Origin of the sequence: Acinetobacter sp. A2 (assembly GCF_048537555.1) — a bacterium.
Taxonomy (GTDB): Bacteria; Pseudomonadota; Gammaproteobacteria; order Pseudomonadales; family Moraxellaceae; genus Acinetobacter.
Map to the genome: position 1 here is coordinate 1777503 of NZ_CP183239.1, position 25816 is coordinate 1803318.

A 25816-nucleotide genomic window follows, 5' to 3' on the forward strand; every position below is an offset into this window, starting at 1 on the left:
TCAACAAGACACAAAAAAATACGCGCTCAATGCGCGTATTTTTTTGCTAAGTTTTATATTCCACGCCAATCGACACGTGCATTACGCTCAGTATTATAAATACGGCATACATACTGCCCTAATGGCAAATCCAACAGATAATCTTGATAGGCTTTAAACTCAGCTGAAATCATTTCACCATGCTCTTTTTCCCACGGCGTTCCAGCAATTTCTAAAATAGGGGCAAGCATTGAACACACCGAAATATCTGCCAAGCCCAAACGCTCTCCCACAAAATAACGTCCGTGATTATCAATCAAATGCTGATTTAAAATGACAATCAATTCATCCATACGTTGTTTAGATTCTGCTACTTTATCTTGATCGAGCTGATAACCCTTAGACACCAAAGCTTTAATAATTGGCTTAGAGTATTTAGAAAACTGACGCAAATAGCCTTTTTCACCAATTAGGATTTCCAAAGGTTCTTCACTTTCAGATAAGGCATGAGCCAAGCCCCAACGGCGTACATGCTGACCTAATTCATCTGCCAAAGTATTAATTGCCAGTGCATGTTTATATTGTTCGGCATCACTGCGTAATAAAGTATGTTCTGGATAAACATCATCAAGATAGAGAGCAATTTGCGTAGAATCTGCAATCCAGCGCTCTTGATCACGTAATATTGGTAATTTATTTTGTCCTGTTTTTAATTGTGCAAAGGCCCGATGCACACCAGGAATTAAGTTCTGCGCATCATAATCTAATTCTTTATGATCCAATAACCAGCGAGCTTTCTCACAGAAATGAGATAAAGGAAACTGGTACAAGATGCGCATAAAATCTCCATTTTTAAGCTATAAATATTCAAAACAGTACACTTGCGGTGTTTGTCATACTTTAGTCATGGCCTCTTCTAAATACAATGTACTTTTTATTCAAAATTCGGGCAAAGCAGTCAGCTAAATCAGGTCAATTTTCATCCTGCACTTCAACATCAACATTGCAAATGATCACTTCATAAGAAACATCATGCCGATGACCTGACTTTATCTGCCCTTTCATGTAAAATCGTGCCTAATTTTTATATAACACGTTGTGAGTTATTCATGGGTTTTAATTGCGGTATTGTGGGCCTGCCAAACGTTGGTAAATCTACACTTTTTAATGCACTCACCAAAGCTGCAATTGCAGCGGAAAACTTCCCGTTCTGTACCATTGAACCAAACACAGGTATTGTTCCTGTGCCAGATTCACGTTTAGACAAATTGGCAGAAATTGTAAAACCACAACGTGTCTTACCAACGACTATGGAATTTGTGGATATTGCAGGTCTAGTTGCAGGTGCATCGAAAGGTGAAGGTTTAGGTAACCAATTCCTTGCGAATATTCGTGAAACCGACGCCATTGCACACGTAGTCCGTTGCTTTGAAGATGAAAACGTGATTCACGTAAATGGTAAAATTGACCCATTAGATGATATTGCCACCATCAATACCGAATTGGCTTTAGCGGACTTGGAAACTGTTAGCAAAGCGGTGACCCGTTTAGCAAAATCTGCCAAAGGTGGTGACAAAGAAGCAGTTGCAACCAAAGCTGTTTTAGAAAAAATTCAGCCTTTATTGGATGATGGCAAGCCAGCCCGTGCTGCCAATTTAGATGATGATGAACGTAAATTAGTACGTGGCTTTGGTCTACTGACCTTAAAACCAACTATGTATATTGCCAACGTGGCAGAAGATGGTTTTGAAAATAACCCGCACTTAGAAGCAGTAAAAAAACTTGCAGCAGAAGAAAATGCGATTGTTGTACCTTTATGCAACCAAATTGAAGCCGAAATTTCACTACTTGAAGATGAAGACCGTGCAGAATTTTTAGAAGCTTTAGGCATGGAAGAACCTGGTCTGAACGTCGTCATTCGTGCAGGTTATGCGCTGTTAGGCTTACAGACTTACTTCACTGCAGGTGTTCAAGAAGTACGTGCATGGACTGTTAAAGTTGGTGCAACAGCTCCACAAGCTGCTGGCGTGATTCATACTGACTTTGAAAAAGGCTTTATTCGTGCTGAATGTATTGCTTACGAAGATTTTGTTCAATACAACGGTGAAGCAGGCGCGAAAGAAGCAGGTAAATGGCGTTTAGAAGGTAAAACTTACATCGTACAAGATGGTGATGTTTTACACTTCCGCTTTAATGTCTAAATTGAATTGTTGAATGGCTTTCATTCTATAAGCCAGTCATAGATACAATAAAAAAACCTCGATCACTTGATCGAGGTTTTTTTATACAAGATTCTTCGTAAAATTAATTAAGACTGCACCACATTCCCCTTCTGTTTCGGGTCAGTATTGCCCAGTTCAGGGTGAGCTAAGGCATCTGCACATTGCTTTTTATCACGTTCATAGTCAGCTTGTTTTTGCGCTAGGCTACTTGAACTGTCAATCGTCGCACGCGCCCAAATTTCCAAACTGGTTAATGCTTTACGGCACAGTGCATATTTCCCTTCGGTCACTGAGTCTGTCATTTTGACATTAATGCGCCAGTCTGTACTGAGTTTACGGGCAGGTTTACGCACCTTGTCTTCAATCAAATTACGCTGCTTACGGTAAACATAAGGTTCAACCTCGTTCATTAACTCCCATGCTTTTTGTGCATACACAGTCGCATCATTGGTAAGTTTTGGCGCAGGTTTAATTTCTACAGTTTTTTGCGGGTCGTTGTCATTGCTACACGCTTGCAATAACACACTACTGCATAGAATTGAGGCCAGCAGCATTACAGGTGTTTTCAATTTCAACATATCGGTTCGCCCATACAAACAATTCGGCATTATGCTAGTGAATTCAAGTATAATACACAATCTTGATTTGACCCATCGTTCAACTTTCTCCCTCAAGGTGTGTCGTGTCCGTACACAATATACAAACTGCTTCTACAGCCAGTTTTTGGCAAGGTGCCAAAGATAGTCAAGCGATTATTTTTACCTACCTGCCTGTTTCTTTTGCCTTTGGCGTTTCAGCCACACAATTCGGCTTTACCGCATGGGAAGCCTTATTTTTATCTTGCTCTATGTATGCTGGCGCAAGCCAGTTTTTGGTGGTGGCCTTGCTCGGTAGCGGCACATCTATTTGGATGACCGCACTAACAGTGATTGCCTTAGACATTCGGCATTTACTCTATGGCCCCGCACTACAAAACCTGATTCAAGATCGGCTGAATCTGAAAAAAACTGCAATTTGGTCATGGGGATTGACCGATGAAGTCTTTGCTTCAGGCATGATTAAACTCTCACAACGGCGACAGGAATGGTCTGAATCATGGATGTTAGGTCTCAGTCTATTTAGCTGGATGTCTTGGGCGTTGGGTTCGTTATTAGGTGGCTTATTTGCCGATCAAGTCACTAAAATGCCACAGTTTTTACAGGCGGCGCTCGACTTTTTATTGCCTGCTTTATTCCTAAGCTTTTTACTGGCAGCTTTTGAAAAGAAACATACTTTTGTGGTGGGTATCACCATTGTTGTATCTGCCATTGCTTGTTATTTCATTGACTTATCTGCTGCAATTTTTATTGGCATATCTTCGGGCATATTGGCAGGCTTATTTAAACACTATGTGTTGAAACAACCCGACCCTGAACATACAGGAGTAAAATCGTGAGTTTAGAAATAATCTTGGTTGGTATTTTAGTGGGGATTGCCAACTTCGCATCGCGCTTCGGGCCCTTTTTTGTGATTCAAAAGTTTCAGCAAGGCTCACAAAAACGTGGCGCTTTATGGCTCAAAATTGCCTTAGGCAGCATCGGGATTGCCGCAATTAGTTCCATGCTCGTAGTCGCAACACTACCGCCTTTGCTAGAAACACCAAATAAAAGTTTTGCCATGCTGGTCGGTTTCTTGGTACTCACGGGCTTATATTTTAAATTTAAGAAAATTGTTCCTGCAACTTTAACCGCAGCCCTGACCTACGGTCTGATTTACACCTATATACCTTTTAGTTTCTAGGACAGCTTAAATTAAACAACTTTGAAACCCGAAATCATCTATTTCAAATGCAGTGACATCACCGCTAAGCCACTGAATGCCATAAAATTGTATGACAAAATCATGATTTTATTGCAAACAGGGCTTAACTCATAGAACAGTTCTGCTATGCTAAAAGCCCACTTTAGCAAGGACGATTCACATGAGCGTGACCATTGGTACTCCCCTTCAATCTTCTGCTTTTAAAGTTTTGCTATTGGGTTCGGGGGAACTCGGTAAAGAGGTGGTAATTTCACTACAACGTTTGGGCGTAGAAGTACATGCCACCGATCGCTACGACCATGCGCCTGCCATGCAAGTCGCACATTATGCCTATACTTTGAATATGGCAAATGCCACAGAATTAAAACAATTGATTGAAAAAATCCAGCCGAATTTAATTGTGCCTGAAATTGAAGCGATTGCGACACAGGTCTTGGTTGAAATTGAAGAACAAAACATCGCCACAGTCATTCCTTCTGCCAAAGCCGTCAATTTGACCATGAACCGTGAGGGAATTCGTCGTTTAGCTGCAGAAGAATTAGGTTTGCCAACCTCGGCTTACCGCTTCGCCAATTCTTTGGAATCTTTCCGTGCCGCCTGTGATGATATTGGCTATCCAAACTTTGTTAAACCTGTAATGTCATCTTCAGGTAAAGGTCAGTCAAGAGTAACTTGTTTTGATGAAGTAGATGCCGCTTGGGAATATGCTCAAACAGGTGGACGCGTCAATCAAGGCACTGTGATTGTTGAATCACAAATTGATTTCGATTTTGAAATTACCCTATTAACTGTACGTGCCAAAAACCCAGAAACTGGTGCTATCGAAACTTCATATTGTGACCCAATTGGCCACCGTCAAGATTCAGGCGACTATGTAGAAAGCTGGCAACCACAGCAAATGACTGAAGCCGCCCTAACTGAAGCCAAACGCATTGCCCATAAAGTGACAACTGCTTTAGGCGGCTGCGGAATTTTTGGTGTAGAGCTGTTTGTGAAGGGCGATAAAGTCTGGTTCAGTGAAGTATCGCCACGTCCGCACGACACAGGTTTAGTGACGTTGGCCTCACAATTTCAGAGTGAATTTGAATTACATGCACGTGCCATTTTAGGTTTGCCTGTCAACACTGCACGTCATAGTGTGGCAGCCAGTGCCGTGATTTATGCAGGTGTCGATGCCAATAATCTTTCATTTTCTGGCCTAAATCTTGCATTAGCTCATCCCGATACAGATTTACGTTTATTTGGGAAGCCTGAAGGTTTTGAGCGCCGACGTATGGGAGTTGCGACAGCACGTGCAGAAACCACGGCGCAAGCGCGCGAATTGGCTCAACACACTGCAAACAGTGTTAGCGTTCATTTAAACGAAAATCAGAATTAAGCTCGTCATTGCATAACGGAATTGTCCATGATCAATACATTACCCTTGCTGAACTATGTGAAAAGCAACCATGACATTCAAGCGATTAACCAATGGCGTACAGATGTCGAAAATCAGCTACAACAATGTTTTGAAAATGGACAATCCATCCGTGAAGTGATTTTGGCACGTTCCAATCTGATAGACGAAGCCCTGACATTTTTGTGGCAACACGCTGAATTGGATCAAACTGATTTAAGTCTATTTGCTGTGGGTGGCTATGGGCGCAAAGAAATGCTGCCTTATTCCGATGTAGACATTATGATTTTGTCGGAAGATGCCATTAGCCCAGAACAAGAGCAACTGATCTCGACCTTTATTTCATCATTGTGGGATGTCGGTAATTTCAAACCTGCAACCAGCGTACGTACCATTCAAGACTGTGTGATTCAGGCTACTAGCGATTTAACAGTCGCTACTGCCCTGATCGAAGCTCGTTTAATTACTGGTAACACCCAACTGGCAAAATGGCCACGTCGTATTGTTTCGCAAACTTGGACAGATAAAACCTTTTTTGATGCCAAAATGCAGGAACAAAGCAAGCGTTATGCACAGCACAATGACACGGAAAGCAATCTAGAACCTGATATTAAAAATGCCCCAGGCGGCATCCGTGACATTAACCAAATTGGTTGGATTGCTAAACGACATTTTCGGGTCAATCGTATTTATGACTTGGTGCATTTAGGTTTTATTTCTGAGTTTGAATTAGGTGTACTTGAAGAAGCTGAAAGCTTTTTATGGGAAATTCGCCACCATTTGCACCGCCTGACCAAGCGTGATGAAAATCGTTTATTGTTTGATTATCAACGTGATATCGCTGCCACTTTTGGCTATGTCCGTGAAGAAGGCAAACCACCAAACTACCCAATTGAACAATTCATGAAGCGTTATTATCGCTCTGCACAGCAGGTTTCTGCCCTGAATGAAATGTTGTTGGCCTATTTTAATGAATCTGTAATTACCCCACGCCTGCCAAACTACGAACGCCAAATTGAAGAAATTAATGAAAATTTTAAATTGGTGGATGGCAAGCTTGCAGTTCAGCACCATAAAATTTTCTCAGAAAAACCAAGTGCGATTTTAGAAATTTTCTATTTACTGGCCAATCGCCCAGAAATTAAAGGGATTCGTGCACGTACTTTACGCTTACTTGCATTGGCCGCAAAGCGTATTGATCAAAGTTTCCGAGATGACCCTGCACATCAAGCCCTTTTTATGGCCATTTTGCGCTCACCACATCGTTTATATAAAACATTAGTGACAATGAAGCGCTTGGGTGTATTAGGCAATTACATTTCTGCATTCGGGCAAATTACAGGTCTCATGCAATATGACCTGTTCCATATTTATACGGTAGATGCTCACACCTTACTGTTGGTGCGTAATTTGAGCCGCTTCAAAGAGCCTGAGTTTGCCAAAGCCTTTCCTGTGGTTAGCTCTGTGTTCCAACGTCTAGTACGTCGTGACATTATTTATTTAGCTGCAATTTTCCACGATATTGCCAAAGGCCGTCGTGGAGATCATAGCGAGCTTGGTGCTGTCGATGCCATCGAATTTTGTCGCAAACACGGGTTTACCGAACGTGAATGCAACTTGGTCGCATGGCTAGTCAAAAATCATTTATTAATGTCTGTCACGGCACAGAAAAAAGATATTTCAGACCCTGACGTAGTCAAAGAATTTGCCGAAAAAATGGGGGATATGGAGCATTTAGATTATCTGTACACTTTAACTGTTGCCGATATTAATGCCACCAACCCTACCCTTTGGAACACTTGGCGCGCATCCTTAATGCGTCAATTGTACACACAGGCAAGGGATGTGATTCGTTCAGGTTTAGGCCGTCCAGTCGATTATCAAATGTTGATTGAAGACACAAAATTTGCAGCCAGTGAAATTTTGGTAAATGATTTTTCACTCAGCGATGTTGAAAAAGTCTGGCAAGAACTGGGCGATGAATACTTCCTGAAAGAATCTGCCGATGAAATTGCATGGCACACCCGCGCAATTTTGGAGCATGGCGATAATCATGCACCATTAGTGCTCATGCGTGCGCACCGAAAATCAGCACAAGATGCAGTACAGATTTTTATTTATACCCAAGATCAACCCAACCTATTTGCCACTACTGTGGCCATTTTAGACCGAATGAATTTGGATGTTCAGGATGCACGGATTATTACCGCGACTAAATCCTTTAGTTTAGATACTTATGTTGTATTAGACCGATTTGGCACACTCCTGACCGATCCTGAGCGTGAAAAAATGGTTATTGATGCACTGATCGATGCACTAAGTCAGTCGGATAAATACCCAGGTTTGATGCAACGTCGTATCCCACGTCAATTACGCCATTTTGATATTGAAAATACTGTTGAAATTACTTTCAATACAGCCCTCAATCAAAACATGGTGGAAATTGCCACACTTGACCACCCGGGGCTTCTCGCCAAAATTGGTGGTCTGTTTATGATGCAGGGCTTAGATATTCACTCTGCCAAAATTGCCACACTTGGTGAGCGTGCAGAAGACATTTTCTTTGTCACCAAAAAAGATGGGCAACCCATGACCCATGCTGAAGCGGATACCTTTGCCTTGCAGCTGAAATCTGCTTTGGATGAAGCCTCTAATCAGGTCTGTGGTCAACACTAACTTCAATTAACGGAACATTCATGAACTCGAGTTTATCTCTCTTGCACCCTTACCCTTTTGAAAAGTTAAACCAACTCTTTCAAGATGTACAACCTGCAAATCTACCGTTAATTCCACTGTCTATTGGTGAACCTAAGCATCCTGCACCTGAATTTGTCAAACAGGCCATTATTGATAATTTTCAGCACTTATCGACCTACCCGAACAGTAAAGGTCTACCTGAATTACGCCAAAGTATTGCCAATTGGCTCACCCAGCGTTTTCATTTAAACCAAGTGAATCCTGAAACTCAAGTTTTGCCTGTTTCAGGTACACGCGAAGCAATTTTTTCATTTGTTCAGGCAGTGATTCAACGTGAAGATGCACCTTATGTGGTCATGCCAAATCCGTTTTATCAAATTTATGAAGGTGCTACTTTACTGGCTGGTGCCAAGCCATATTTCATCAATTGTACCGAAGCCAATGGTTATTTAGGTGATTTTGATGCTGTGCCTGCTGAAGTCTGGGAAAAAACAGCGTTGTTATTTGTGTGTACACCGGGCAATCCAACAGGTGCAGTACTGTCTAAAGCACAATTTAAAAAACTGATTGCATTGTCAGATCAATATAGTTTTGTAATTGCATCCGATGAATGTTATTCAGAGTTATGGTTTGACCAAGCGCCAACTGGTTTACTAGAAGTCTGTGCTGAACTTGGACGCGATGATTACAAAAACTGTATCGTATTTCATTCATTGTCTAAGCGTTCTAATTTACCAGGTATGCGTTCAGGATTTGTTGCAGGTGATGCATCCTTATTAAAACCGTATTTGCAATACCGCACCTATCATGGTGCTGCGATGCCTGTGCAACATCAACTAGCGTCTATTGCTGCATGGGACGATGAGCAACACGTCGAAGATAATCGCATACAATATCGTACCAAATTTGAACTATTCCAAACTGAATTGGGGCATTTGCTTCCATTGAAAAAACCCGATGCAGGTTTTTATTATTGGCTTCAGGTAGAAGATGATGAAAAATTTGCAAAAATGCTCATGGAAAAAGCACACATTAAGGTACTGCCTGGACGTTACTTGTCACGTGATACCGCACAAGGCAATCCAGGGGAAAATCATGTACGCTTGGCATTAGTCGCAGATCTAGCGCAATGCGAACAAGTGATTCAACGTCTGAAAGCGGTTTTATAAAACATACGCTGCACTATAAAATACTACTGCTCTATTTCATAGAGCAATAGTATTTTAAAAATTCAATTAGAATATCAATAATCTACCGTAATCATAATGCGATCTGAATAATCGCCTGCACGAACTCGAGCTGCATTAAAATTTTGTAATTCTGCTTTAATAATATAATGATGTTTAGACTTTTTATGTTGCAGGACATTCTTCTGCCATAACATTCCTGCATCGCCATGCAAGCTGTATTTGACGCGAATATGATTATTCTTCCCCGCATAAGAAAGATGCTGACCTTTCAACATACTCTCACCATTCATATTTAGCATATTTTGACTATCAAACTTAATCGTAAACATACGGTCACATTCCACACTCACACCAGTCGTGCTTGTACTGCCAGAAACTGGCTGCAATCGAATCTGCCCTGCGCCAATGTCTGACATACGGCACATTGCCAAAGTTGCGCTGGAAACCATACTAAAGCCACTAAACAGCAGAATCAGAAATATATTTTTTTGTTGTTTTTTCATAATGCGACCTACTTACAAATTAAGCTGATTGGTGTATTCACCTGATGAATATCTGTGATTTCAAATTCAACCTGACAAGATTGAGTAGCAGAAGTGCTGACCTTTAAATGCTGCTTTCCATTTTTGACCCCATATAAAGTTGCTGTATCTTTACTGCCAATCACGTAAATTTCGTCAGCATTCCCATTCAGGATAATTTGACTACCTTTAGGTAATTTAGCCCCTGCACGATCACGCAGTTCAATTGAAATTGCCTTGGTCTGTATGACAGGAAATTCCACAACATAGCCACGTTTGTTCAACGGCATAATGGTCTTTCTTGCATCTGTGATCTGATCTTCGATATTGAGTTGGTTTTGATCGAAAGATAAATGCTGGTCGCTATAAGCGATTAAATCATTAACAAAGATTTCACCCTTCTGATTGGTTTTTCCTACAAATATATCATTCCGATAAACATCGATATTTGGACTATTTGCAACTTTCACCAAGGAGAATCCATGATCAACAGAACGCGTTAAAGCCACACTACGATCTAACCATGTCACGGCGCCATTCATGGCAAATTGATAACTTTCAGTTTGACCCGTTTGCAAATACTGCAGATTTAAGTCACCAATTTGGGTTTTTAAATGACCATTAACATGCCCCGAAAATTCATTTAGATCATATAAATAGCCTGTACCCACAGAATAGTTAAAACCAGTAGATGCAGGGGTATCTTTAATCAAACTTAGGTAGCTTGAATCGGTATGATTTTGTGTTAAGTAGGCTGTATGTTTGGGACTAAAACGGTAGCTCAGTGCTAAATCAACACGATGATCTTCAGCTTGACTCATATCATGTACATAGCTTAATGACATATTCAGATCATCAAATAGCGTTCTACTTGCACGAATATTCAAGATTTTTTGATCATCAACTTCAGCGTGATTGTGGTATTTTTTTTCAATATAATTGAGTGAGACATTACCCAATATAGGTAATGCAGTCCTAGCGACATAAGCGATATTTTCTTGTTTGGGTAAATACGTATTATTTTGCCCATCCATACCAAGCATACGATATTCAGGACTATAGTGCTGCGATCTTAGCCCTATACTATACAGACCTTGATCTCTTTTAAATTCAGTACTAACACTGTATCCCTGACCAAAACTAGAATCACTAAAGACTGAATTAAGCTCAAACAGCCCTATAGAATTAAGATATTGCGTCCACAGCATGCCCACACTACTTAAATCACGGCTATAGTCAATGACGCCACCCAAAGAAAGCTTTTCTGTCACCCCTCTACGCAAATAACCAGAAACAAACCAATCACGGTAATCATCACTTTCTTCGCTATAGTTATAACGTAATTTTCCTGTCGCAATACTATAATTACTCAGTCCTTTTTTTAGTAATCTTTCATTTACAAAGATCGAAATTGTTTGAACTGTGCGATTACCAAGTACATCTTGCACCACTAATTCAGCATTACCCATGCCATTAAAATTGATACCACTATCAATTAAAAACTCACCCGGATTGACAGTCGTGTTGTAAACCTTATTACCATTAATAATTAAATCAACACTTGAGGGAACCAAAGCACTTCCACGCAGTGCAGGTGTATTCCAATAAACAAAGTCTTGTCTAGAGCTGTAATTTGTCCCCCATTTTACCCCCCCAAAGTAATAGGGCTGACCTACGCCTGAATAAGGACTAACGGCATCACCCAATTGTAAACTGGTAAATTTTTTTGGAAACTCAAATGTTATATTCGTGCTTAAACGTGTTTGAGTGAACTTATCATTTTCTGTATGATTAGAATAGTTTTCAAATAAATGTGTATGCGTCAATAAAGCATTACGCCAAAAAATACCAAAATCTGTCATGGCACTACTACGCTGAAAATTTTTACTCTTTTCAGAAAATAATTCATAATCAATAAAACCGCCCAAGCCCGGCAATTGTGGCTGCTTTCCATTATTTATATTATTTATGTATTGGTTTTTCATATACATTGAACCAATATTTAATTTAATAATTTGTGCATCTTCATCTGAATCAATAATTATATTTTTTGCATCTAATAAACATAGCTTAGAATTATCATCAAACTTTTCAAACTTGGAAATATCAAAAATATCGGTATTTAGAGAACTACATTCAATATATTTATTATTGTGCATAACAGTTAAAATAATATCTTTATGCTGATCTACACCATTAATCCACAAACCCCAAATACTCTCATCTGCTTGTTCATTTAATTTTTCATTTGCATGAGTATACGGAATATATAAACTTGAAAGATAAATAGCAAGCATTGCAGATATTGATTTCTTAAACATCGGTTTTACATCTCTTGAACATCAAAAGACATAGATGGACGATCTGAAATTGGTGCAATGTTAATCTTTAATTCTTTAATTTTTTGCGGATTAAATTTACCTAAATTAATTTTTGTTTCACGCTGAGGTAAAATATATTTAAGTACATTAACATCCTTTACAACTTTTTTACTTTTATCTTGAATAGAAAAGTTGGTTAACTGAAAATGGGCTGTACCATTATTTCTAGCAACTAAAATTGATTCGTTTTTATTGTTTTTAGTTAGATTAAACACCATATCTGGTTTGAAACCATTGCCAACAAATACTGGGAGACTAAAATTTAAAGCAATATTTACACCTGTTTGGTTTAATACAGATGGAATTTCAACAAATCTAACTCTCCAACTTTCTTGTTTTTTCAACTGCATAGATTCTATATTCTGTTTAAAACCAAAACGAACTGTACGGCTTGCATCTGGTTTTAAAACAAAATTTTCAGGATTAACAATTAAAGTATGGTCTGGTGTAAGTACATCTTCCCCATTTTGATCTTGTTCCCATTTTAGAACTTCAATCTCATAGGTACGTTCAGATGTTTCACCCATTGAATTAATTACTGCGGTTGTGCTTGACTGTCCACGCTCACCAGTGATGTAGAGTTGTACAGGTGAAATGGTAATATCTGCCCATACAGGCGCATAAAAAGAACATAAAGATAAAGCCAATACAACTTGAATTTTTTTTCTTAAAAAAAACACGAGAACACCCTATTCGATATACTTTGAGTCAAATAAACAGCTTTAATTTCCACTAATAACACGGCAATTTTAGAAATCTTAAAATACTTCTATCAGCGATGTATCATCATTATATTTATTTAGCTCAGCAAACAAATACCTATTTTTAGGGATATTCACAGATTAACTTTTTAAATATTCTGCCATCTCAATTATTAAATGCGTAGGACGCAACATGAAAATCAAACAAATGTCTATGGGGTTACTTGCTTTAACAGCGTGTGCATTCACTCAAGCTGAAACAGCTACAGGTTCAATTGAAATTTCACTAAATGTACCTAAACTATGTACAATTTCTATTCCAAACAAAGTAGTAAACCTTAACCCAAATGGTTCTGCTAGTAATACTAGCTATAGTGTTACTTGTAATACACCTTATACAATTACAAACAAATCTGCTAACTACAACAACTTCCAATCAAATGTAGTTCATACAGTTGATAAGAATGTGCAATTAAAAACATTAATTACTACCACTGGTCCAAATAATGTAAATGTACCAATTCAATACGCAACTGGCCCTGAATTCAAAGGTCAATCTGTAGATACCTTTAAATTAAATGTTAAGCTTGCAGAAGAAGTAAAAGCAACACAATTGGCTGGTATTTATAAAGACACTTATACGATTGATGTAAAATATTAATCCGTAGTGCAAAAGAAATGCTTAGGCATTTCTTTGTTTTTAATATTTTCATAATAAATAATTTAAATATGAATTTTACAACAACTTAATCTTATTAATATTCAAAAAAGACCTCGAAAGGTCTTTCTATCTAATACATATTTTTAATATTATTAATTAGCCCAAAGCTTTTTCAATTTCCGCCTGCAAATCTTCAGGTTTAGTTGTCGGAGCAAAACGGTTTAAGACTTTGCCATCTTTGCCAATTAAAAACTTGGTAAAGTTCCATTTAATTCCATTGCCTAAAATCCCCTTACTGTTATTGGTTAAATAACGGAAAATTGCATGTGCTTCTGGGCCTTTCACATCAATTTTACTAAACATGGGAAAACTGACCCCATAGTTTTTTTGACAAAAACTCCCTATTTGCTCATTGGAGCCAGAGTCTTGCCCGCCAAATTGATTGCATGGAAAACCTAATACCTCAAGACCACGGTCTTTATATTGTTGATACAATTTTTCCAAACCCGCAAATTGTGGGGTAAAACCACATTTGCTGGCTGTATTCACAATCAATAGCACCTTGCCTTCATAATCACTAAAAGCTTTATTTTCTCCGTCTAATAATTCAGCTTCAAACTGATAAATGCTAGTCATGGATAATTTCCCTCATCATTTTTTTCTTGTGTTTTAAGTTCTAATGAAGCCGAGTTGACGCAATAACGCAATCCTGTCGGTTGTGGCCCATCGTCAAAAACATGCCCTAAATGTGCGTCACAATGATGACAAACAATCTCTGTACGTTGCATACCATGTGAACTGTCATGGTGCTCTTCAACTACTCCAGGCTGAATTGGACGATAGAAACTAGGCCAACCACTGCCACTGTCATATTTTGTTTCAGATGAGAACAACGCTGTGCCACAACAACGGCAGCTATACACACCCTGTTGTTTAGTATTCCAATATTTCCCCGTGAACGCAGGCTCTGTCCCTTTTTGTCGTGTAATCCGAAACTCCTCTGGTGATAACTCTCTTTGCCATTCTCGGTCTGTTTTATTGAGTTTTCCCATCACTAACTCCTTTAAATCTTTGACATTCAGTGTCATGCTTCAGTACTTCCATATTTACGCTAGAGCTTGCAAAATATCTAGCTAAATTTCAGCATAGATTGTGATATTTCAGTAATCTATATTTTGTTAATCTTAAAATCATTGGATGGAACTATGTCCGTACTTGGTAACACGACTCCACGCGAAATAAAAAAATCATCAAAACTCGAGCATGTATGCTACGACATTCGCGGACCTGTGTTACGAGCGGCCAATGAAATGGAAGAGGCCGGTCATAAAATTATTAAACTGAATATTGGCAACCCCGCCCCATTCGGTTTTGAAGCTCCACAGGAAATTATTAATGATGTTGCATTGAACTTACCCAATGCAATTGGCTATACCGACTCTAAAGGGATTTTTCCTGCACGTAAGGCCATTTGTCAGTACTATCAGCAAAAAGGCATTTTTGATATGCACGTGAATGACGTGTATATCGGCAATGGTGTGTCTGAACTGATTGTTATGGCGATGCAAGGTTTATTGGATGATGGCGATGAAATGCTGGTGCCAATGCCTGACTATCCATTATGGACAGCTGCGGTGAATTTGTCGGGTGGTACTGCTATTCACTATAAATGTGATGAAGAAAACCACTGGTACCCAGACATTGCCGACATGGAAAGCAAAATCACGCCAAATACACGTGGTATTGTCATCATTAACCCGAACAACCCAACAGGTGCGGTTTATCCGCGTCATGTTTTAGAACAAATTGTTGCACTGGCTAAAAAATATGACCTGATTTTATTTGCCGATGAAATTTACGACAAAATCATTTATGACGGTATTGAGCACGTTGCTGTAGCTGCACTGGCAGGTGATCAGCTCTGTATTTCATTCAACGGTTTGTCTAAATCATATCGTATTGCAGGCTTCCGATCAGGCTGGATGGCCATTACAGGCAATAAATCACGTGCCGCAGACTACATTGAAGGCTTGGACATGCTTGCTTCCATGCGTCTGTGTGCCAACCACCAGGCACAATATGCGATTCAAACAGCATTGGGTGGTTATCAATCTATCAATGACTTGATCCGTCCAGGTGGTCGTTTATATGAACAGCGCAACATTGCTTGGGAAATGCTAAATGAAATTCCAGGCGTGTCATGTGTGAAACCTGAAGGTGCGATGTACTGCTTCCCAAGATTAGATCCAAACGTCTATCCGATTGAAGATGACGAAAAATTAATGTTGGATTTACTAAAAGCCGAAAAAGTACTGTTAGTGCAAGGTACAGGTTTTAACTGGCCTACACCAGACCATTTCCGTGTTGTGTTCTTACCTGCAGAAAATGAATTACGTGAAGCAATGACGCGTTTAGGCCGTTTCTTAGCAAAAATTCGCTAAGTCGCTTAAATAATTGTTTAAAAAATGCCGTGTTGATCACGGCATTTTTTTATGTTCTTAAATGAGTATTACGACCTGATTCACAATCAGAATGAAACAAATATGGCTTATGCTGCCAACATAAAAGCTAAGCTTTTACTCCCTAGCGAAAGCATGCTGTAATAGCAACAAGCGATTAAAATTTTAGGAATTGAGCATGCACTACCAAGTTCATCTTATTGATGCGCAAAAACCTTCACAAAATTATATTTGGTTGCTTGAACATTGTGACAGTAAACAAGTGGTAGTAGTCGATCCTACCGATGCCAAACCCGTTGAAGATTTTTGCCAAAGCCATGGCTTAGAGATTGCACAAATTTGGCTGACACATTGGCATCAAGACCATATTGGCGGTGTACCTGAACTCATTGCAGAACGCAACTTGCCAGTTTATGGCCCACGCGATGAACTGAGTAAGATTCCTTTTATCACCCACCCTTTACAACATCAAGATAAAGTACAGTTTTATGATTTATCTGTAGATGTCATTGCCGTGCCTGGGCACACCCTTGGGCATATTGTGTATTTTATAGATGAGCTAGATGTCTTGTTTTGCGGCGACACCTTATTTGCAATGGGGTGCGGGCGAGTTTTTGAAGGTACACATCAGCAAATGTACCAATCGCTCAATCGTTTAGCTGCTTTACCACCACGAACCCAAGTGTATTGCACCCACGAATACACCCTTACCAATGCAAAATTTGCGCTGCATGTAGAACCTGAAAATTTGGCAATTCAGGAGCGTTATCAACATATTGAAAACTTGCGTATGCTGAATCAACCGACTTTGCCAAGCAGTATTGAATTGGAACTCGAAACCAATCCATTTTTAAGAGCAGAAAGCGTCCAAGAGTTTCAAAAATTACGTGAATTGAAAGATAATTTTTAAATGGATTTATAAGTCATCTCGATGTTCAATTACACAACACAGATTGCTTATAAAATTTGATGGCTTGCCGCGAACTCATCCAACTGGGTTTGCGTTACCACACGTAAGGCCTGCATTTCATCCACGCGTACTAATAATAAATTTGACAATGCAGGCTGATAACGGCGTGCACTGCCAAAAGGCGTATAAGCCACTTTTGATTGTGAAGAAAACAACAGCCAGTCTTCATGACCGAGCATCACGGCTACAGCCTCTTGCCCCTGTACACGCATATTTTCAACCATACTCATCACTTGCTGTTCAATACTGGGCACTGTCATATTATTCAAATTTAAAATTTCAATCAGGCACCAGTATAAACAAATCCCCACTTATTTACTGCTGCTGCAATGGCTTGCTGTATAAAATCTAATTTCTTATTTTGCCCGTGTTAGTACTTTTAGAACGCCTATCGTTTTGGATAGCGTTAATTACTAACATGAGTAGCACAAAGATAAATGCAAATAATTAACAAAATATTTCCAAGTCATATCTTGGTCAAAAATTTAGGTATTGTATCAACCACCAACTCAAAAATTAATTACTTCAATATCAATTAATTAAAATTCATCATTTTTCATAATCCTTTCCAAACAATGAACTTCGTATTTATTTTGCACAAAGCTTTCTAAAAATATCTGCAGAAATACATTTTTGCCCTTTAAAAATTCACGCAATATCCCTATTAATAAATAAATGGATATAGAGGAGTTCTCTCGTGAAAAAGGTTGTGAAAGCAAAAAATTTAATTGCGTTTCGTATTTGGTTAGAAAAGTTAGGTTATTCAGTTAAAAACTTAGCAGATGGACACGGTTTTACTTTTAGTTTTCAAAAAGAGTACGGTTTGGTGACCTGTGAACTTTCAGGTAACGCTTTGGCCATGAAATTAGGCGAGGAGTTTGAAGATCACTTAAAAGCTTAATTAAAGCAATAACGGTTGAACTTGATAGGATGCAAAAATTAGAATTTAAACAGATTTAATCAACTCATTTCACTCAATGATCTTGCCCATAACATGCTTATGGGCTTTTTTTATACTTATATGCCCTTTTGCCCTTGTGATGGACTCAAAAAATTTAAGGCAATAAAAAAGCAAGGTCAATGCCTTGCTCTTTAATTTATGGTGGGGACGGAGAGACTCGAACTCTCACACCTCGCGGCGCTGGAACCTAAATCCAGTGCGTCTACCAATTTCGCCACGTCCCCAACATCGGGTACCAACTTAGTGTTGGATTTAATTTGGCAGAGGATCAAGGATTCGAACCTTGACGAACGGTTTTGGAGACCGTCATGCTACCATTACACCAATCCTCTGTAACCTAAAATCAAGTGTACTTGATATTTAAGTGGTGGGGACGGAGAGACTCGAACTCTCACACCTCGCGGCGCTGGAACCTAAATCCAGTGCGTCTACCAATTTCGCCACGTCCCCGATGGCTGTGTATATTATAGAGATCACTTCCTCATGACAAGCCTTTTTTATAAAAAAGCATAATGACTGTTTAAATAAAAAACAAAAAATTGTTTTTTGTTTTTTTCTTAAACATATTCAGCCACTAAGCCATAATTTTAACGCTGAAATATTGGCGCAACGTTGTGAATATTGCTTAGCAAGCATTGCCTTGAGTAAAGGGTAAAAGGCAGTTATGTGCTCAGCTTTATCTAAATTGAATCTTTGACAATGTAAATATGCCCAATCTTGGTAACTACTGGCTTGTAAGCGTTGCTGTGTCAGCCATTCATAAAAAATTATGCCCAAGGCATAAATATCACTTTGCCTAGTTTTAGGCTGCCCCTGAAATAACTCAGGTGCCATATAACGTGGCGTTGCGGTCAGACGCTGCTGTGGATTATCCGTAATATGCCGTGCTTGTTCGAAGTCCAATAGTTTGATTTTCCCATCAAACTGCACGATATGTTCAGCTTTCAAATCGGCATGAATCCAACCCAAAAGATGCAACTGCTCTACCGCATCAAGCACCTGCCATAATATCGCTTTGGTTTCATCAAGATACTTAGGTAGACCATCCATCTGCAATACAGGCATTGCTTCAGGCAAAATTAACGCCTGCGTATACTCTTGTTGCTGAATATGAATAGGCTCTTGATCCATCAGCACGCACGGCAGTAAAAAAGCATGTTTTGAATGTTGCTGTAGCTGATAAAACTGATATTCACGCCTAAAACCTTCTGCAACAGTAGGATGACCCCCCTGTTGCTGAGCTTTCAGCCAATAAAACTGGTTTTGATATTCAAAACGATATAAATGCCGCCCATACAATAAACTTTGAGGTTTACTGCACAATTCAAACTGTGCAATATCGGCAAGTTGAAAAAAATTAAACAACACTTGCGCCAGTACGTTTCTCTGGAATCGTGTCATTTTGAGCATGCAATAATTCTAGGCAATGTTGCAAAGTTTTGCCTACACGGGCATGCGTTTCAATACTGGAAATTTTTGGCCAAGTTGCCCGCTCACCTTCACGCTGTAAAATTTTGAACAAGTGCGGTTTAGGGTTTTGCAGCATATAACTATAATGACGCAGGTTATAACTTCCAACAATATTGACATCGCCATAATAACGTTGATCGACAATGCCATAACCATGATCTAACAAACGGCGTACAGGTGGCACAGCTCCTGCACGCTCGCGAACAAAGTCCATCACACCACGGCTAATCACTTTCCCCTGTCGGCGGATAATACGTTCTGGCCAACTTAGCATATCTTTACGATAGCGCTTGATATCATCTTGCATGAAAGGAACCACATGCGGGTTCACCTGACTGGCAATGGTGTAATTAATATTATATAAACGCGCCATTTTTTCCTGCGGGAAATCGCTGCGTACACTACCGTCTACCCAACGGGTTTTACCCATATAAGGGGTGTGTTCGCCATCATAACGCTTATTGGTTAATCGCACTGGTGGAAATAAAATGGGCACGGCACAAGATGCAAGCACCGCACTCCACACCAATAAATCCGGTGCAGTAAAACTATTCATAATGCGCGGGTCTTGTGAAGCATCATATGGCGCCACGGCCACATTTATATGTAAACCTGAATTCTGAAAAGCTTCTTCAAAGGTGGTATCCCCTAAGTTTTTAATCAGGAATTTTTTTAAATAATGCACATTGGCAATACCGCCATTCCCTTTCAGAATTTCACGCATTTGCCTAAATTGGAATGCTTCGTGGAAAAAAGATTCTCCACCTAAAATTTGTTTTACATCTTCAGGTTTCGCAATACCCAGCATTGCCGTCATGATAGCGCCTGCACTTGAACCAGACAGCACTTTGGGCATTAAGTCCTGCTCAAGCAAAGCCTTACACACACCCGTATGAAACAGACCTAAAGTCGCACCACCCGAAAACATTAAGGCAGGCTGACCGTACGCAGTTTGACACTGCTCAAAAAAGGCAATTTTTTCAGCACGGGTTAAAGTTTGACACGCTTCTGAAGCCACAAAGGCCAAACTTTTACTGACTTCTTCTACATAATCTTCAATGATTTTTTTGGTACCAACATAAGTGGCAGTAAACAACATAGGATGGGCAATATTGGCAATATCGAAGGTTAAGCCTTCACGTAAAATATAAATCAGGTCACTACTACGTTCTGTCGTGCGGTAACGGCGTAAAAGATTTAATCGATGCGAAATGATTTCTGCATCAAAATATGGCGAACTATTGTCATATTTCCATTCTTGCGCGCCAGATTCTTCATCTATTTTTATGGCAATACTTTTCCACTCTTCATAGGATTCTGCATTTAAAATTTCGCGCTTTAATTTTTTTATACGATAGGCTTGGTGCGGATTAACCTCTTCGGTGAAATCTTTAAATAACATAGCGTCCCTCAATCCGTTGGTTTATTCGCAGCACTACGCTTGCCGATGCCTACTATACACAACAATATCTTAAAAATAATAACATGCGTCAATGACTAAGTAAGTACCGCAATTGGCAAACCTAGGTCAATTGCGCTAGTCTTAAACTGTACTTTTCGCTCTGCAATTATAAAGCTGAACTATCATGGCAAACCTAGATTTACCCGACAACATCTTAATATCACTTTCGCATGTACTCCAACAACTACAGCAAAGCTTACCCGCTTTAAAACTAGAGCCTGATTTTTCAGCAATTGCTTTTAAATGGCAAAACCAGCAGTTAATTGCCATACAGCAACCACGAAAAATGGAATTGGATGACCTAAAAGGCATTGAAAAACAAAAAGAAAAAGTCATTCAAAATACTTTGCAGTTTTTAAATGGCTTACCTGCCAATGATGTCTTGCTGACAGGTTCGCGCGGGACTGGTAAATCTTCTATTGTACGTGCCCTGCTCACCAAGTATGCCGACCAAGGCTTACGCTTAATTGAAATTGAACGTGATGACTTATCTGAACTTCCTGAAATTCAGAAAATCATTCAGCATCGTCCAGAAAAATTTATTGTCTATTGTGATGATTTAGCCTTTAACGCAGAAGATGAAAATTATCGTAGTTTAAAAAGTGTTTTAGATGGTTCATTACAATCAGGTTCAAGTAATTTTATTATTTATGCGACCAGTAACCGCCGCCATCTTTTACCTGAATTTATGCACGAAAATACACCTGTCACCCGTGTTGATGTACCGCAATATACCGAATTGCATCCACAAGAAGCGATTGAGGAAAAAATTTCGCTGTCTGACCGTTTCGGTATGTGGTTGTCCTTTTATCCAATGGATCAAAATCTGTATTTGGAAATTGTAGAACACTATTTACAAAAAGCAGCAATGCCAATGACCGCCGAAGTACGTGCAGAAGCATTAAGATGGTGTCAGGCACGTGGACAGCGTTCAGGTCGTGCCGCTTATCAATTTTCTAAACACTGGATTGGTTCACAGCAACTAAAATCTATGTAAAAATTTATGGGTTGCTGCATTTCTTTAGGCAGTAACCCTTGAATTAAAACCCACCGTTATTGACCTTGTTCAGCAGCAATACGTGCCAAAGTTTCTGCATAAAACTCTTCGCCATGCGCTTGCATAGCTTCCACAGTTTGTTCACCTACATAGACTTCTTCTGGGGCAGTTACAGCAATATCGGAAGATACACCTGAATCGTGGGTGATGACCGTATGACTTGAAGTTGAACAACTATCAGTGTTGGATGACATTTCTAAATTTGAATGACTCACCGATGAGGTATTTTGATGAATGGACTCCGCCTGTTCACAAGCGGTTAATAACATTGCCCCCATCACACAAGTGATGCAAAATGTATTTTTAAATCGCATTTTATCTCATTATTTTTTTATTAAACATAGACTTAAAATCATAATTTATAATTTAAAACACCACAATTGGACAGGATTCACAGAATTTAGCACTGCTGTCAGTTATTTGCTTTATTTTTAAAATTTGCAAGATAAGAGCACAAAAAGCTCTGAAATTTATATGCTTAGATTTAAATAATTGGCACAACCTGAAGATAATAAACAATAAATTACAATTGTTTAGCTTGACTTAAAATGGTCAACTTTAGTCAATTTGGTTATTTTTTAGCAAACTTATCACTTAAGATGAAGTCTCTTTAGAACAAACAACGGTTATAAAATAATGTTTAATTTCAAAAATATGTTGCTGACGGTAGCTTTAATCACCACCCTTGCAGGATGTACCCAAGTGAAAACGCAGGAATATTATGCAGAAAACCTAGATGAGGCAAAAAAGGTTTTACAAAAATGTGAAGCCGAAGCCAACAAAGGCAAAGCACTAGAAGGCAAGAAGTTGGAAAACTGCAACAATGCAGGTATGGCTGTTATGAATGGCATGATGCAGGACTTAACCAAAGGCTTAATGGATGCAGTTCGCTAAATCTTCGTTATTGAGCAGAACTTCAATTGCAGCATAAAAAAACAGAGGCTTAATCTTGGCCTCTGTTTTTTTCAACTAAATACCTAACCTGCGGTCGGATTGGTCAATTCTGTCATTGGCCAACGTGGTGTGGTCGTCACAGACAAACCATCTTGCTGTCCTGCCTTTAAACGCTGATAACCTGCAAAAGCAATCATCGCACCATTATCGGTGCATAATGCTGGCTCTGCGTAATATACTGCAGCACGAATCTTCGCTAAATCTGCTTCTAAACGCTCACGTAAACGCGTATTTGCACTTACTCCACCTGCAATCACTAAGCGTTTTAAACGTGTTTGTTTTAAGGCTTTCACTGATTTTTTGACTAGCGTATCCACCACAGCTTCCTGAAAACTAGCTGCAATATCCGCATCACGGTTTTCATCACCTAGTTTTTTCATTTGCACTGAAACTGCAGTTTTTAAACCACTAAATGAAAACTCCAAACCTTGGTGCAACATTGGCCGTGGAAACTCAAATGCCAATGGATTACCTTGTTCCGCCAGTTTGGCAATATTTGGCCCGCCTGGATACGGCAAGCCCATCATTTTTGCGACTTTGTCAAAGGCTTCGCCCGCAGCATCATCAATCGACTCGCCTAACAGTTCATATTGCCCAATACCATAGGCGGCCATGAGCTGAGTATGACCACCCGAAACCAATAACGCTACAAAAGGAAATTCTGGTGGTGTGGCAGACAACAATGGCGCAAGCATGTGCCCTTCCATGTGATGCACACCAATTGCAGGTTTATTTAAGGCAAATGCCAAAGTGCGCCCAAATAATGCGCCTGTCATGAGTGCCCCCATCAAGCCAGGTCCACGAGTATAAGCCACTGCATCAATTTCAGATTTTTTGACCTGACTTTGCTCAAGCAATTGATTCATTAATGGAATAAGTTTACGCACATGGTCACGTGAAGCCAGTTCAGGTACCACTCCGCCATATTCTGCATGCAATTTAATTTGGCTGTACAGCACTTGTCCACGTAAACCTAACTCACTGTCATACAGGGCGAGTCCTGTTTCATCACAAGATGTTTCTAAGCCTAAAACGATCATTAAATTGCCTATAACCTGTATCAATTCTATTGCGAAACCTATTATAGACTTGTGATATGAGATGTAAATGAGTAAAATACTGACCTTCACTTGTGATCGTGGGCAATTTCGCCCAGGTCTTATCCATAACTTAATGAGGATTCTTCATGCCACAAGTTAAATTGAAAGAAGGCGAACCAGTAGACGTAGCTATCCGTCGTTTCAAACGTTCTTGCGAAAAAGCAGGTGTTTTAGCTGACGTACGTAAGCGTGAATTCTACGAAAAACCAACTCAAGAACGTAAGCGCAAAAAAGCTGCTGCTGTTAAACGCTACCAAAAGAAATTGGCGCGTGAATCAGTACGTACTACTCGCCTTTACTAATTAATTTGTGATTGCCTGTCTGGATTAAATAATGTCGACTTTAAAAAACCAAATCACTGACGTTTTAAAAGCGACTATGCGCGCGAAAGAAATGGATAAGTTAACGGTAATTCGTAGTCTACAGGCGGCAATTAAGCAAATTGAAGTTGATGAGCGCAAAGAGCTTGACGATACTCAGGTTCTTGCGGTCATTGAGAAACAAATTAAACAACGTAAAGAATCGGTTAAAGCCTTTGAAGGCGCTGGCCGAGAAGATTTAGCTAGTAAGGAACAAGCCGAAATTGAGGTTTTATCTCAATTTCTACCAGAAGCTATGACTGAGGAAGAACTTGATTCCATGATTGCGCAAACAATTGAAGCGCAACAAGCTACTAGCATGAAAGATATGGGTAAGGTGATGAACTCTCTGCGTCCGCTCATAGCCGGGCGCGCCGATCCTGCGCAAGTATCTGCAAAAATTAAAGCCAAATTAAGCTAAATGACCAAAATCATATTTTTCAAAATATTGATGAACTTGAATTAGTATTGTTATGCTGAAACATTCTATCTCTCAGGCTTTCTGAGCTGATCTTTAAATTGCATAGTGAATATGCTATATATTCCCATCCCACATTGTTTGATCTTTTTGTTTACCTATCTCTATCATTGACTGGATAAAGTTTATATTGAAGGTTGAAATGCCTTTGCACTCACCTCGAAAACTGCTTATTTTAAATCACACTTTACCTGATATTTATTAAGTAACTGCATTTCTTTAGATGAACTCACCTGCTGAATGACGTCCTGTTTATTAATATTTTGATAACGACGGTCTAAATAAGCACGATTTTCATCGGCTGCCTGATATAAACGATCAACATAACGGCTCACAATACCACAAAACTGCTGTTGCTGCTGTGCACTAAAACCTTGCTGCTGTGGATTTAAGCCACGTAAAAATTGTCGGGTATCTTGCTTATATTGTGCATTAATTTCTTCAACTGCCATCACATATTGCTCCGCACTCGCAGCATAGACCGTCGGTAATAACATCCCCAAAGTTAGGCATAAATAAATATATTTTTTCATTTTCATTCAACAACAACATCACGCAATTTCGGTTTTATTCTAGCACTGTATGCTCCGTCAAGTACTACTCACACGATGCAATTGTCAGAAAGTTTGGTTTGTATTGTGTGAAAACCTGCTCAGAAGGTTCAGGGATTTGACCTTGCGTCACAGTCCCTAAACGCAAGCGAATAATATCGGGTAAATCAAGTCGATAGGAATAAATTGGACTCCCACATTCCTGACAAAATACTCGCGCCTTATTGGGACTATGAAAATATTCTTTCAGATATTTTAAGCCACGAACCACTTCAAATTTTTCACGGGAAACTGGGCTATTCCAACCTAAAATACCCCCTTGTGCACGACGACAATGCTGGCAAAAGCACAATACTGTTTTTTCAATTTCGGCATGGTAACGATAATACACCGCACCGCATAAACATTGTCCCTCAATCATTTTAAACTCCTTGTATTTATTGTTAT

28 protein-coding genes and 3 tRNA genes are annotated in these 25816 nt (G+C 39.4%); 14 read left to right on the top strand and 17 right to left on the bottom strand.

From position 1 onward, the window contains the following. Window positions 1-53: 53 nt before the first annotated feature. Complete coding sequence (locus ACNS8M_RS08445) at window positions 54-818, bottom strand: glutathione S-transferase family protein (RefSeq protein ID WP_168418616.1); 765 nt, start codon at window positions 816-818, stop codon at window positions 54-56. Between the two features lie 270 nt (window positions 819-1088). On the opposite strand from ACNS8M_RS08445, the gene ychF reads away from it, so the two are divergent. Then, window positions 1089-2180 carry a redox-regulated ATPase YchF gene (gene ychF / locus ACNS8M_RS08450; protein WP_168418617.1) on the top strand — a complete coding sequence of 364 codons (1092 nt, stop codon included), beginning with the start codon at window positions 1089-1091 and terminating at the stop codon, window positions 2178-2180. Between the two features lie 107 nt (window positions 2181-2287). On the opposite strand, the gene ACNS8M_RS08455 is transcribed toward ychF, so the two are convergent. Continuing rightward, window positions 2288-2779, bottom strand: coding sequence for a hypothetical protein (locus ACNS8M_RS08455; protein WP_168526478.1), 492 nt, complete (start codon window positions 2777-2779; stop codon window positions 2288-2290). A 119-nt stretch (window positions 2780-2898) separates the two neighbouring features. Here ACNS8M_RS08455 and ACNS8M_RS08460 point away from each other — a divergent pair, with 119 nt between their 5' ends. From ACNS8M_RS08460 to dapC, 5 genes are all read left to right on the top strand, one after another. Next, a complete protein-coding gene (locus tag ACNS8M_RS08460; RefSeq protein ID WP_419225332.1) occupies window positions 2899-3636 on the top strand; it encodes an AzlC family ABC transporter permease in 738 nt (245 codons plus the stop codon). Continuing rightward, entirely contained in the window at window positions 3633-3980 is a 348-nt protein-coding gene (gene ygaH / locus ACNS8M_RS08465; protein WP_168418620.1) for an L-valine transporter subunit YgaH, read from the top strand. The genes ACNS8M_RS08460 and ygaH overlap by 4 nt, the downstream gene beginning before the upstream one ends. A gap of 181 nt (window positions 3981-4161) precedes the next feature. Further along, window positions 4162-5379: a formate-dependent phosphoribosylglycinamide formyltransferase gene (purT, locus tag ACNS8M_RS08470; protein ID WP_419224724.1), complete on the top strand. Its 1218-nt coding sequence runs from the start codon at window positions 4162-4164 to the stop codon at window positions 5377-5379. Between the two features lie 27 nt (window positions 5380-5406). Further along, on the top strand, window positions 5407-8073 hold the full coding sequence (gene glnD, locus ACNS8M_RS08475) for a [protein-PII] uridylyltransferase (protein WP_168418622.1): 2667 nt from the start codon (window positions 5407-5409) through the stop codon (window positions 8071-8073). A 20-nt stretch (window positions 8074-8093) separates the two neighbouring features. Next, window positions 8094-9263, top strand: a complete 1170-nt coding sequence (dapC, locus tag ACNS8M_RS08480) for a succinyldiaminopimelate transaminase (protein WP_168461923.1) — start codon at window positions 8094-8096, stop codon at window positions 9261-9263. A 74-nt stretch (window positions 9264-9337) separates the two neighbouring features. Here the strand turns inward: dapC and ACNS8M_RS08485 are convergent, their stop codons facing one another. From ACNS8M_RS08485 to ACNS8M_RS08495, 3 genes are read right to left on the bottom strand one after another with little or no spacing between them, the layout of a single operon-like run. Beyond that, entirely contained in the window at window positions 9338-9787 is a 450-nt protein-coding gene (locus ACNS8M_RS08485; protein ID WP_168526472.1) for a hypothetical protein, read from the bottom strand. Between the two features lie 8 nt (window positions 9788-9795). After that, window positions 9796-12126 (bottom strand): fimbria/pilus outer membrane usher protein, encoded by a 2331-nt coding sequence (locus ACNS8M_RS08490; protein WP_168526470.1) that lies wholly within the window; start codon window positions 12124-12126, stop codon window positions 9796-9798. A 5-nt stretch (window positions 12127-12131) separates the two neighbouring features. Beyond that, window positions 12132-12866 carry a molecular chaperone gene (locus ACNS8M_RS08495; RefSeq protein WP_419224725.1) on the bottom strand — a complete coding sequence of 245 codons (735 nt, stop codon included), beginning with the start codon at window positions 12864-12866 and terminating at the stop codon, window positions 12132-12134. A gap of 214 nt (window positions 12867-13080) precedes the next feature. On the opposite strand from ACNS8M_RS08495, the gene ACNS8M_RS08500 reads away from it, so the two are divergent. Further along, window positions 13081-13548, top strand: a complete 468-nt coding sequence (locus ACNS8M_RS08500; protein WP_325781442.1) for a hypothetical protein — start codon at window positions 13081-13083, stop codon at window positions 13546-13548. A 156-nt stretch (window positions 13549-13704) separates the two neighbouring features. On the opposite strand, the gene ACNS8M_RS08505 is transcribed toward ACNS8M_RS08500, so the two are convergent. Further along, window positions 13705-14184, bottom strand: coding sequence for a glutathione peroxidase (locus tag ACNS8M_RS08505; RefSeq protein ID WP_168542300.1), 480 nt, complete (start codon window positions 14182-14184; stop codon window positions 13705-13707). Then, window positions 14181-14600 (bottom strand): peptide-methionine (R)-S-oxide reductase MsrB, encoded by a 420-nt coding sequence (gene msrB / locus ACNS8M_RS08510; protein ID WP_168542332.1) that lies wholly within the window; start codon window positions 14598-14600, stop codon window positions 14181-14183. Before msrB ends, ACNS8M_RS08505 begins: the two co-directional genes overlap by 4 nt. 153 nt (window positions 14601-14753) lie before the next feature. Here msrB and ACNS8M_RS08515 point away from each other — a divergent pair, with 153 nt between their 5' ends. Together ACNS8M_RS08515 and gloB are read left to right on the top strand one after the other, a co-directional pair. After that, window positions 14754-15989: a pyridoxal phosphate-dependent aminotransferase gene (locus ACNS8M_RS08515; RefSeq protein ID WP_168419418.1), complete on the top strand. Its 1236-nt coding sequence runs from the start codon at window positions 14754-14756 to the stop codon at window positions 15987-15989. A 196-nt stretch (window positions 15990-16185) separates the two neighbouring features. Continuing rightward, the gene (gene gloB, locus ACNS8M_RS08520) at window positions 16186-16917 is read left to right on the top strand and encodes a hydroxyacylglutathione hydrolase (RefSeq protein ID WP_168542302.1); all 732 of its coding nucleotides are present in this window, start codon (window positions 16186-16188) and stop codon (window positions 16915-16917) included. Window positions 16918-16964: 47 nt separating this feature from the next. Here the strand turns inward: gloB and ACNS8M_RS08525 are convergent, their stop codons facing one another. Beyond that, window positions 16965-17237 (bottom strand): hypothetical protein, encoded by a 273-nt coding sequence (locus tag ACNS8M_RS08525; protein WP_168419416.1) that lies wholly within the window; start codon window positions 17235-17237, stop codon window positions 16965-16967. A 437-nt stretch (window positions 17238-17674) separates the two neighbouring features. Between ACNS8M_RS08525 and ACNS8M_RS08530 the strand changes: the two genes are divergently transcribed. Next, window positions 17675-17878 (top strand): hypothetical protein, encoded by a 204-nt coding sequence (locus ACNS8M_RS08530; protein ID WP_004971452.1) that lies wholly within the window; start codon window positions 17675-17677, stop codon window positions 17876-17878. A gap of 199 nt (window positions 17879-18077) precedes the next feature. Here the strand turns inward: ACNS8M_RS08530 and ACNS8M_RS08535 are convergent. The 5 genes from ACNS8M_RS08535 to ACNS8M_RS08555 form a co-directional block, all read right to left on the bottom strand. Further along, a tRNA-Leu gene (locus tag ACNS8M_RS08535) sits at window positions 18078-18162 on the bottom strand. 34 nt (window positions 18163-18196) lie between these two features. After that, a tRNA-Trp gene (locus ACNS8M_RS08540) sits at window positions 18197-18270 on the bottom strand. Between the two features lie 33 nt (window positions 18271-18303). Beyond that, window positions 18304-18388, bottom strand: a tRNA-Leu gene (locus ACNS8M_RS08545). A gap of 117 nt (window positions 18389-18505) precedes the next feature. Continuing rightward, window positions 18506-19339, bottom strand: coding sequence for a serine/threonine protein kinase (locus ACNS8M_RS08550; RefSeq protein WP_419224726.1), 834 nt, complete (start codon window positions 19337-19339; stop codon window positions 18506-18508). Beyond that, window positions 19296-20810, bottom strand: coding sequence for a DUF3336 domain-containing protein (locus ACNS8M_RS08555; RefSeq protein ID WP_168461915.1), 1515 nt, complete (start codon window positions 20808-20810; stop codon window positions 19296-19298). Before ACNS8M_RS08555 ends, ACNS8M_RS08550 begins: the two co-directional genes overlap by 44 nt. Before the next feature lie 184 nt (window positions 20811-20994). Here ACNS8M_RS08555 and ACNS8M_RS08560 point away from each other — a divergent pair, with 184 nt between their 5' ends. Beyond that, window positions 20995-21867, top strand: coding sequence for an ATP-binding protein (locus ACNS8M_RS08560; RefSeq protein WP_168461913.1), 873 nt, complete (start codon window positions 20995-20997; stop codon window positions 21865-21867). A gap of 56 nt (window positions 21868-21923) precedes the next feature. On the opposite strand, the gene ACNS8M_RS08565 is transcribed toward ACNS8M_RS08560, so the two are convergent. After that, window positions 21924-22241 (bottom strand): hypothetical protein, encoded by a 318-nt coding sequence (locus ACNS8M_RS08565; RefSeq protein ID WP_178865520.1) that lies wholly within the window; start codon window positions 22239-22241, stop codon window positions 21924-21926. A 322-nt stretch (window positions 22242-22563) separates the two neighbouring features. Between ACNS8M_RS08565 and ACNS8M_RS08570 the strand changes: the two genes are divergently transcribed. Next, on the top strand, window positions 22564-22821 hold the full coding sequence (locus ACNS8M_RS08570; RefSeq protein ID WP_168419411.1) for an EexN family lipoprotein: 258 nt from the start codon (window positions 22564-22566) through the stop codon (window positions 22819-22821). A gap of 83 nt (window positions 22822-22904) precedes the next feature. Here ACNS8M_RS08570 and tsaD read toward each other — a convergent pair whose 3' ends face one another. Beyond that, window positions 22905-23921 (bottom strand): tRNA (adenosine(37)-N6)-threonylcarbamoyltransferase complex transferase subunit TsaD, encoded by a 1017-nt coding sequence (gene tsaD / locus ACNS8M_RS08575; RefSeq protein ID WP_168419410.1) that lies wholly within the window; start codon window positions 23919-23921, stop codon window positions 22905-22907. Between the two features lie 146 nt (window positions 23922-24067). Between tsaD and rpsU the strand changes: the two genes are divergently transcribed. Both rpsU and ACNS8M_RS08585 read left to right on the top strand, forming a co-directional pair. After that, entirely contained in the window at window positions 24068-24283 is a 216-nt protein-coding gene (rpsU, locus tag ACNS8M_RS08580; protein ID WP_001136722.1) for a 30S ribosomal protein S21, read from the top strand. Between the two features lie 31 nt (window positions 24284-24314). Continuing rightward, window positions 24315-24761, top strand: coding sequence for a GatB/YqeY domain-containing protein (locus ACNS8M_RS08585; protein ID WP_419224727.1), 447 nt, complete (start codon window positions 24315-24317; stop codon window positions 24759-24761). 227 nt (window positions 24762-24988) lie between these two features. Here the strand turns inward: ACNS8M_RS08585 and ACNS8M_RS08590 are convergent, their stop codons facing one another. Both ACNS8M_RS08590 and ACNS8M_RS08595 read right to left on the bottom strand, forming a co-directional pair. Continuing rightward, window positions 24989-25351 carry a hypothetical protein gene (locus tag ACNS8M_RS08590; protein WP_168419408.1) on the bottom strand — a complete coding sequence of 121 codons (363 nt, stop codon included), beginning with the start codon at window positions 25349-25351 and terminating at the stop codon, window positions 24989-24991. 64 nt (window positions 25352-25415) lie between these two features. Further along, window positions 25416-25790 (bottom strand): GFA family protein, encoded by a 375-nt coding sequence (locus tag ACNS8M_RS08595; protein WP_131261337.1) that lies wholly within the window; start codon window positions 25788-25790, stop codon window positions 25416-25418. Window positions 25791-25816: the final 26 nt, after the last annotated feature.

Bases quoted from the DNA above. Each gene is read 5' to 3' on its own strand.
- ACNS8M_RS08570 (WP_168419411.1), top strand. From the start codon at position 22,564: ATGTTTAATTTCAAAAATATGTTGCTGACGGTAGCTTTAATCACCACC.
- ACNS8M_RS08550 (WP_419224726.1), bottom strand. From the start codon at position 19,339: ATGACACGATTCCAGAGAAACGTACTGGCGCAAGTGTTGTTTAATTTT.
- ACNS8M_RS08555 (WP_168461915.1), bottom strand. From the start codon at position 20,810: ATGTTATTTAAAGATTTCACCGAAGAGGTTAATCCGCACCAAGCCTAT.
- msrB (WP_168542332.1), bottom strand. From the start codon at position 14,600: ATGGGAAAACTCAATAAAACAGACCGAGAATGGCAAAGAGAGTTATCA.
- ACNS8M_RS08585 (WP_419224727.1), top strand. From the start codon at position 24,315: ATGTCGACTTTAAAAAACCAAATCACTGACGTTTTAAAAGCGACTATG.
- ACNS8M_RS08445 (WP_168418616.1), bottom strand. From the start codon at position 818: ATGCGCATCTTGTACCAGTTTCCTTTATCTCATTTCTGTGAGAAAGCT.
- ACNS8M_RS08490 (WP_168526470.1), bottom strand. From the start codon at position 12,126: ATGTTTAAGAAATCAATATCTGCAATGCTTGCTATTTATCTTTCAAGT.
- ACNS8M_RS08505 (WP_168542300.1), bottom strand. From the start codon at position 14,184: ATGACTAGCATTTATCAGTTTGAAGCTGAATTATTAGACGGAGAAAAT.
- ACNS8M_RS08515 (WP_168419418.1), top strand. From the start codon at position 14,754: ATGTCCGTACTTGGTAACACGACTCCACGCGAAATAAAAAAATCATCA.
- ACNS8M_RS08595 (WP_131261337.1), bottom strand. From the start codon at position 25,790: ATGATTGAGGGACAATGTTTATGCGGTGCGGTGTATTATCGTTACCAT.
- rpsU (WP_001136722.1), top strand. From the start codon at position 24,068: ATGCCACAAGTTAAATTGAAAGAAGGCGAACCAGTAGACGTAGCTATC.
- ACNS8M_RS08560 (WP_168461913.1), top strand. From the start codon at position 20,995: ATGGCAAACCTAGATTTACCCGACAACATCTTAATATCACTTTCGCAT.
- ACNS8M_RS08455 (WP_168526478.1), bottom strand. From the start codon at position 2,779: ATGTTGAAATTGAAAACACCTGTAATGCTGCTGGCCTCAATTCTATGC.
- ACNS8M_RS08590 (WP_168419408.1), bottom strand. From the start codon at position 25,351: ATGAAAAAATATATTTATTTATGCCTAACTTTGGGGATGTTATTACCG.
- gloB (WP_168542302.1), top strand. From the start codon at position 16,186: ATGCACTACCAAGTTCATCTTATTGATGCGCAAAAACCTTCACAAAAT.
- glnD (WP_168418622.1), top strand. From the start codon at position 5,407: ATGATCAATACATTACCCTTGCTGAACTATGTGAAAAGCAACCATGAC.
- ychF (WP_168418617.1), top strand. From the start codon at position 1,089: ATGGGTTTTAATTGCGGTATTGTGGGCCTGCCAAACGTTGGTAAATCT.
- ACNS8M_RS08565 (WP_178865520.1), bottom strand. From the start codon at position 22,241: ATGCGATTTAAAAATACATTTTGCATCACTTGTGTGATGGGGGCAATG.
- ACNS8M_RS08485 (WP_168526472.1), bottom strand. From the start codon at position 9,787: ATGAAAAAACAACAAAAAAATATATTTCTGATTCTGCTGTTTAGTGGC.
- ACNS8M_RS08525 (WP_168419416.1), bottom strand. From the start codon at position 17,237: ATGACAGTGCCCAGTATTGAACAGCAAGTGATGAGTATGGTTGAAAAT.
- tsaD (WP_168419410.1), bottom strand. From the start codon at position 23,921: ATGATCGTTTTAGGCTTAGAAACATCTTGTGATGAAACAGGACTCGCC.
- purT (WP_419224724.1), top strand. From the start codon at position 4,162: ATGAGCGTGACCATTGGTACTCCCCTTCAATCTTCTGCTTTTAAAGTT.
- dapC (WP_168461923.1), top strand. From the start codon at position 8,094: ATGAACTCGAGTTTATCTCTCTTGCACCCTTACCCTTTTGAAAAGTTA.
- ACNS8M_RS08500 (WP_325781442.1), top strand. From the start codon at position 13,081: ATGAAAATCAAACAAATGTCTATGGGGTTACTTGCTTTAACAGCGTGT.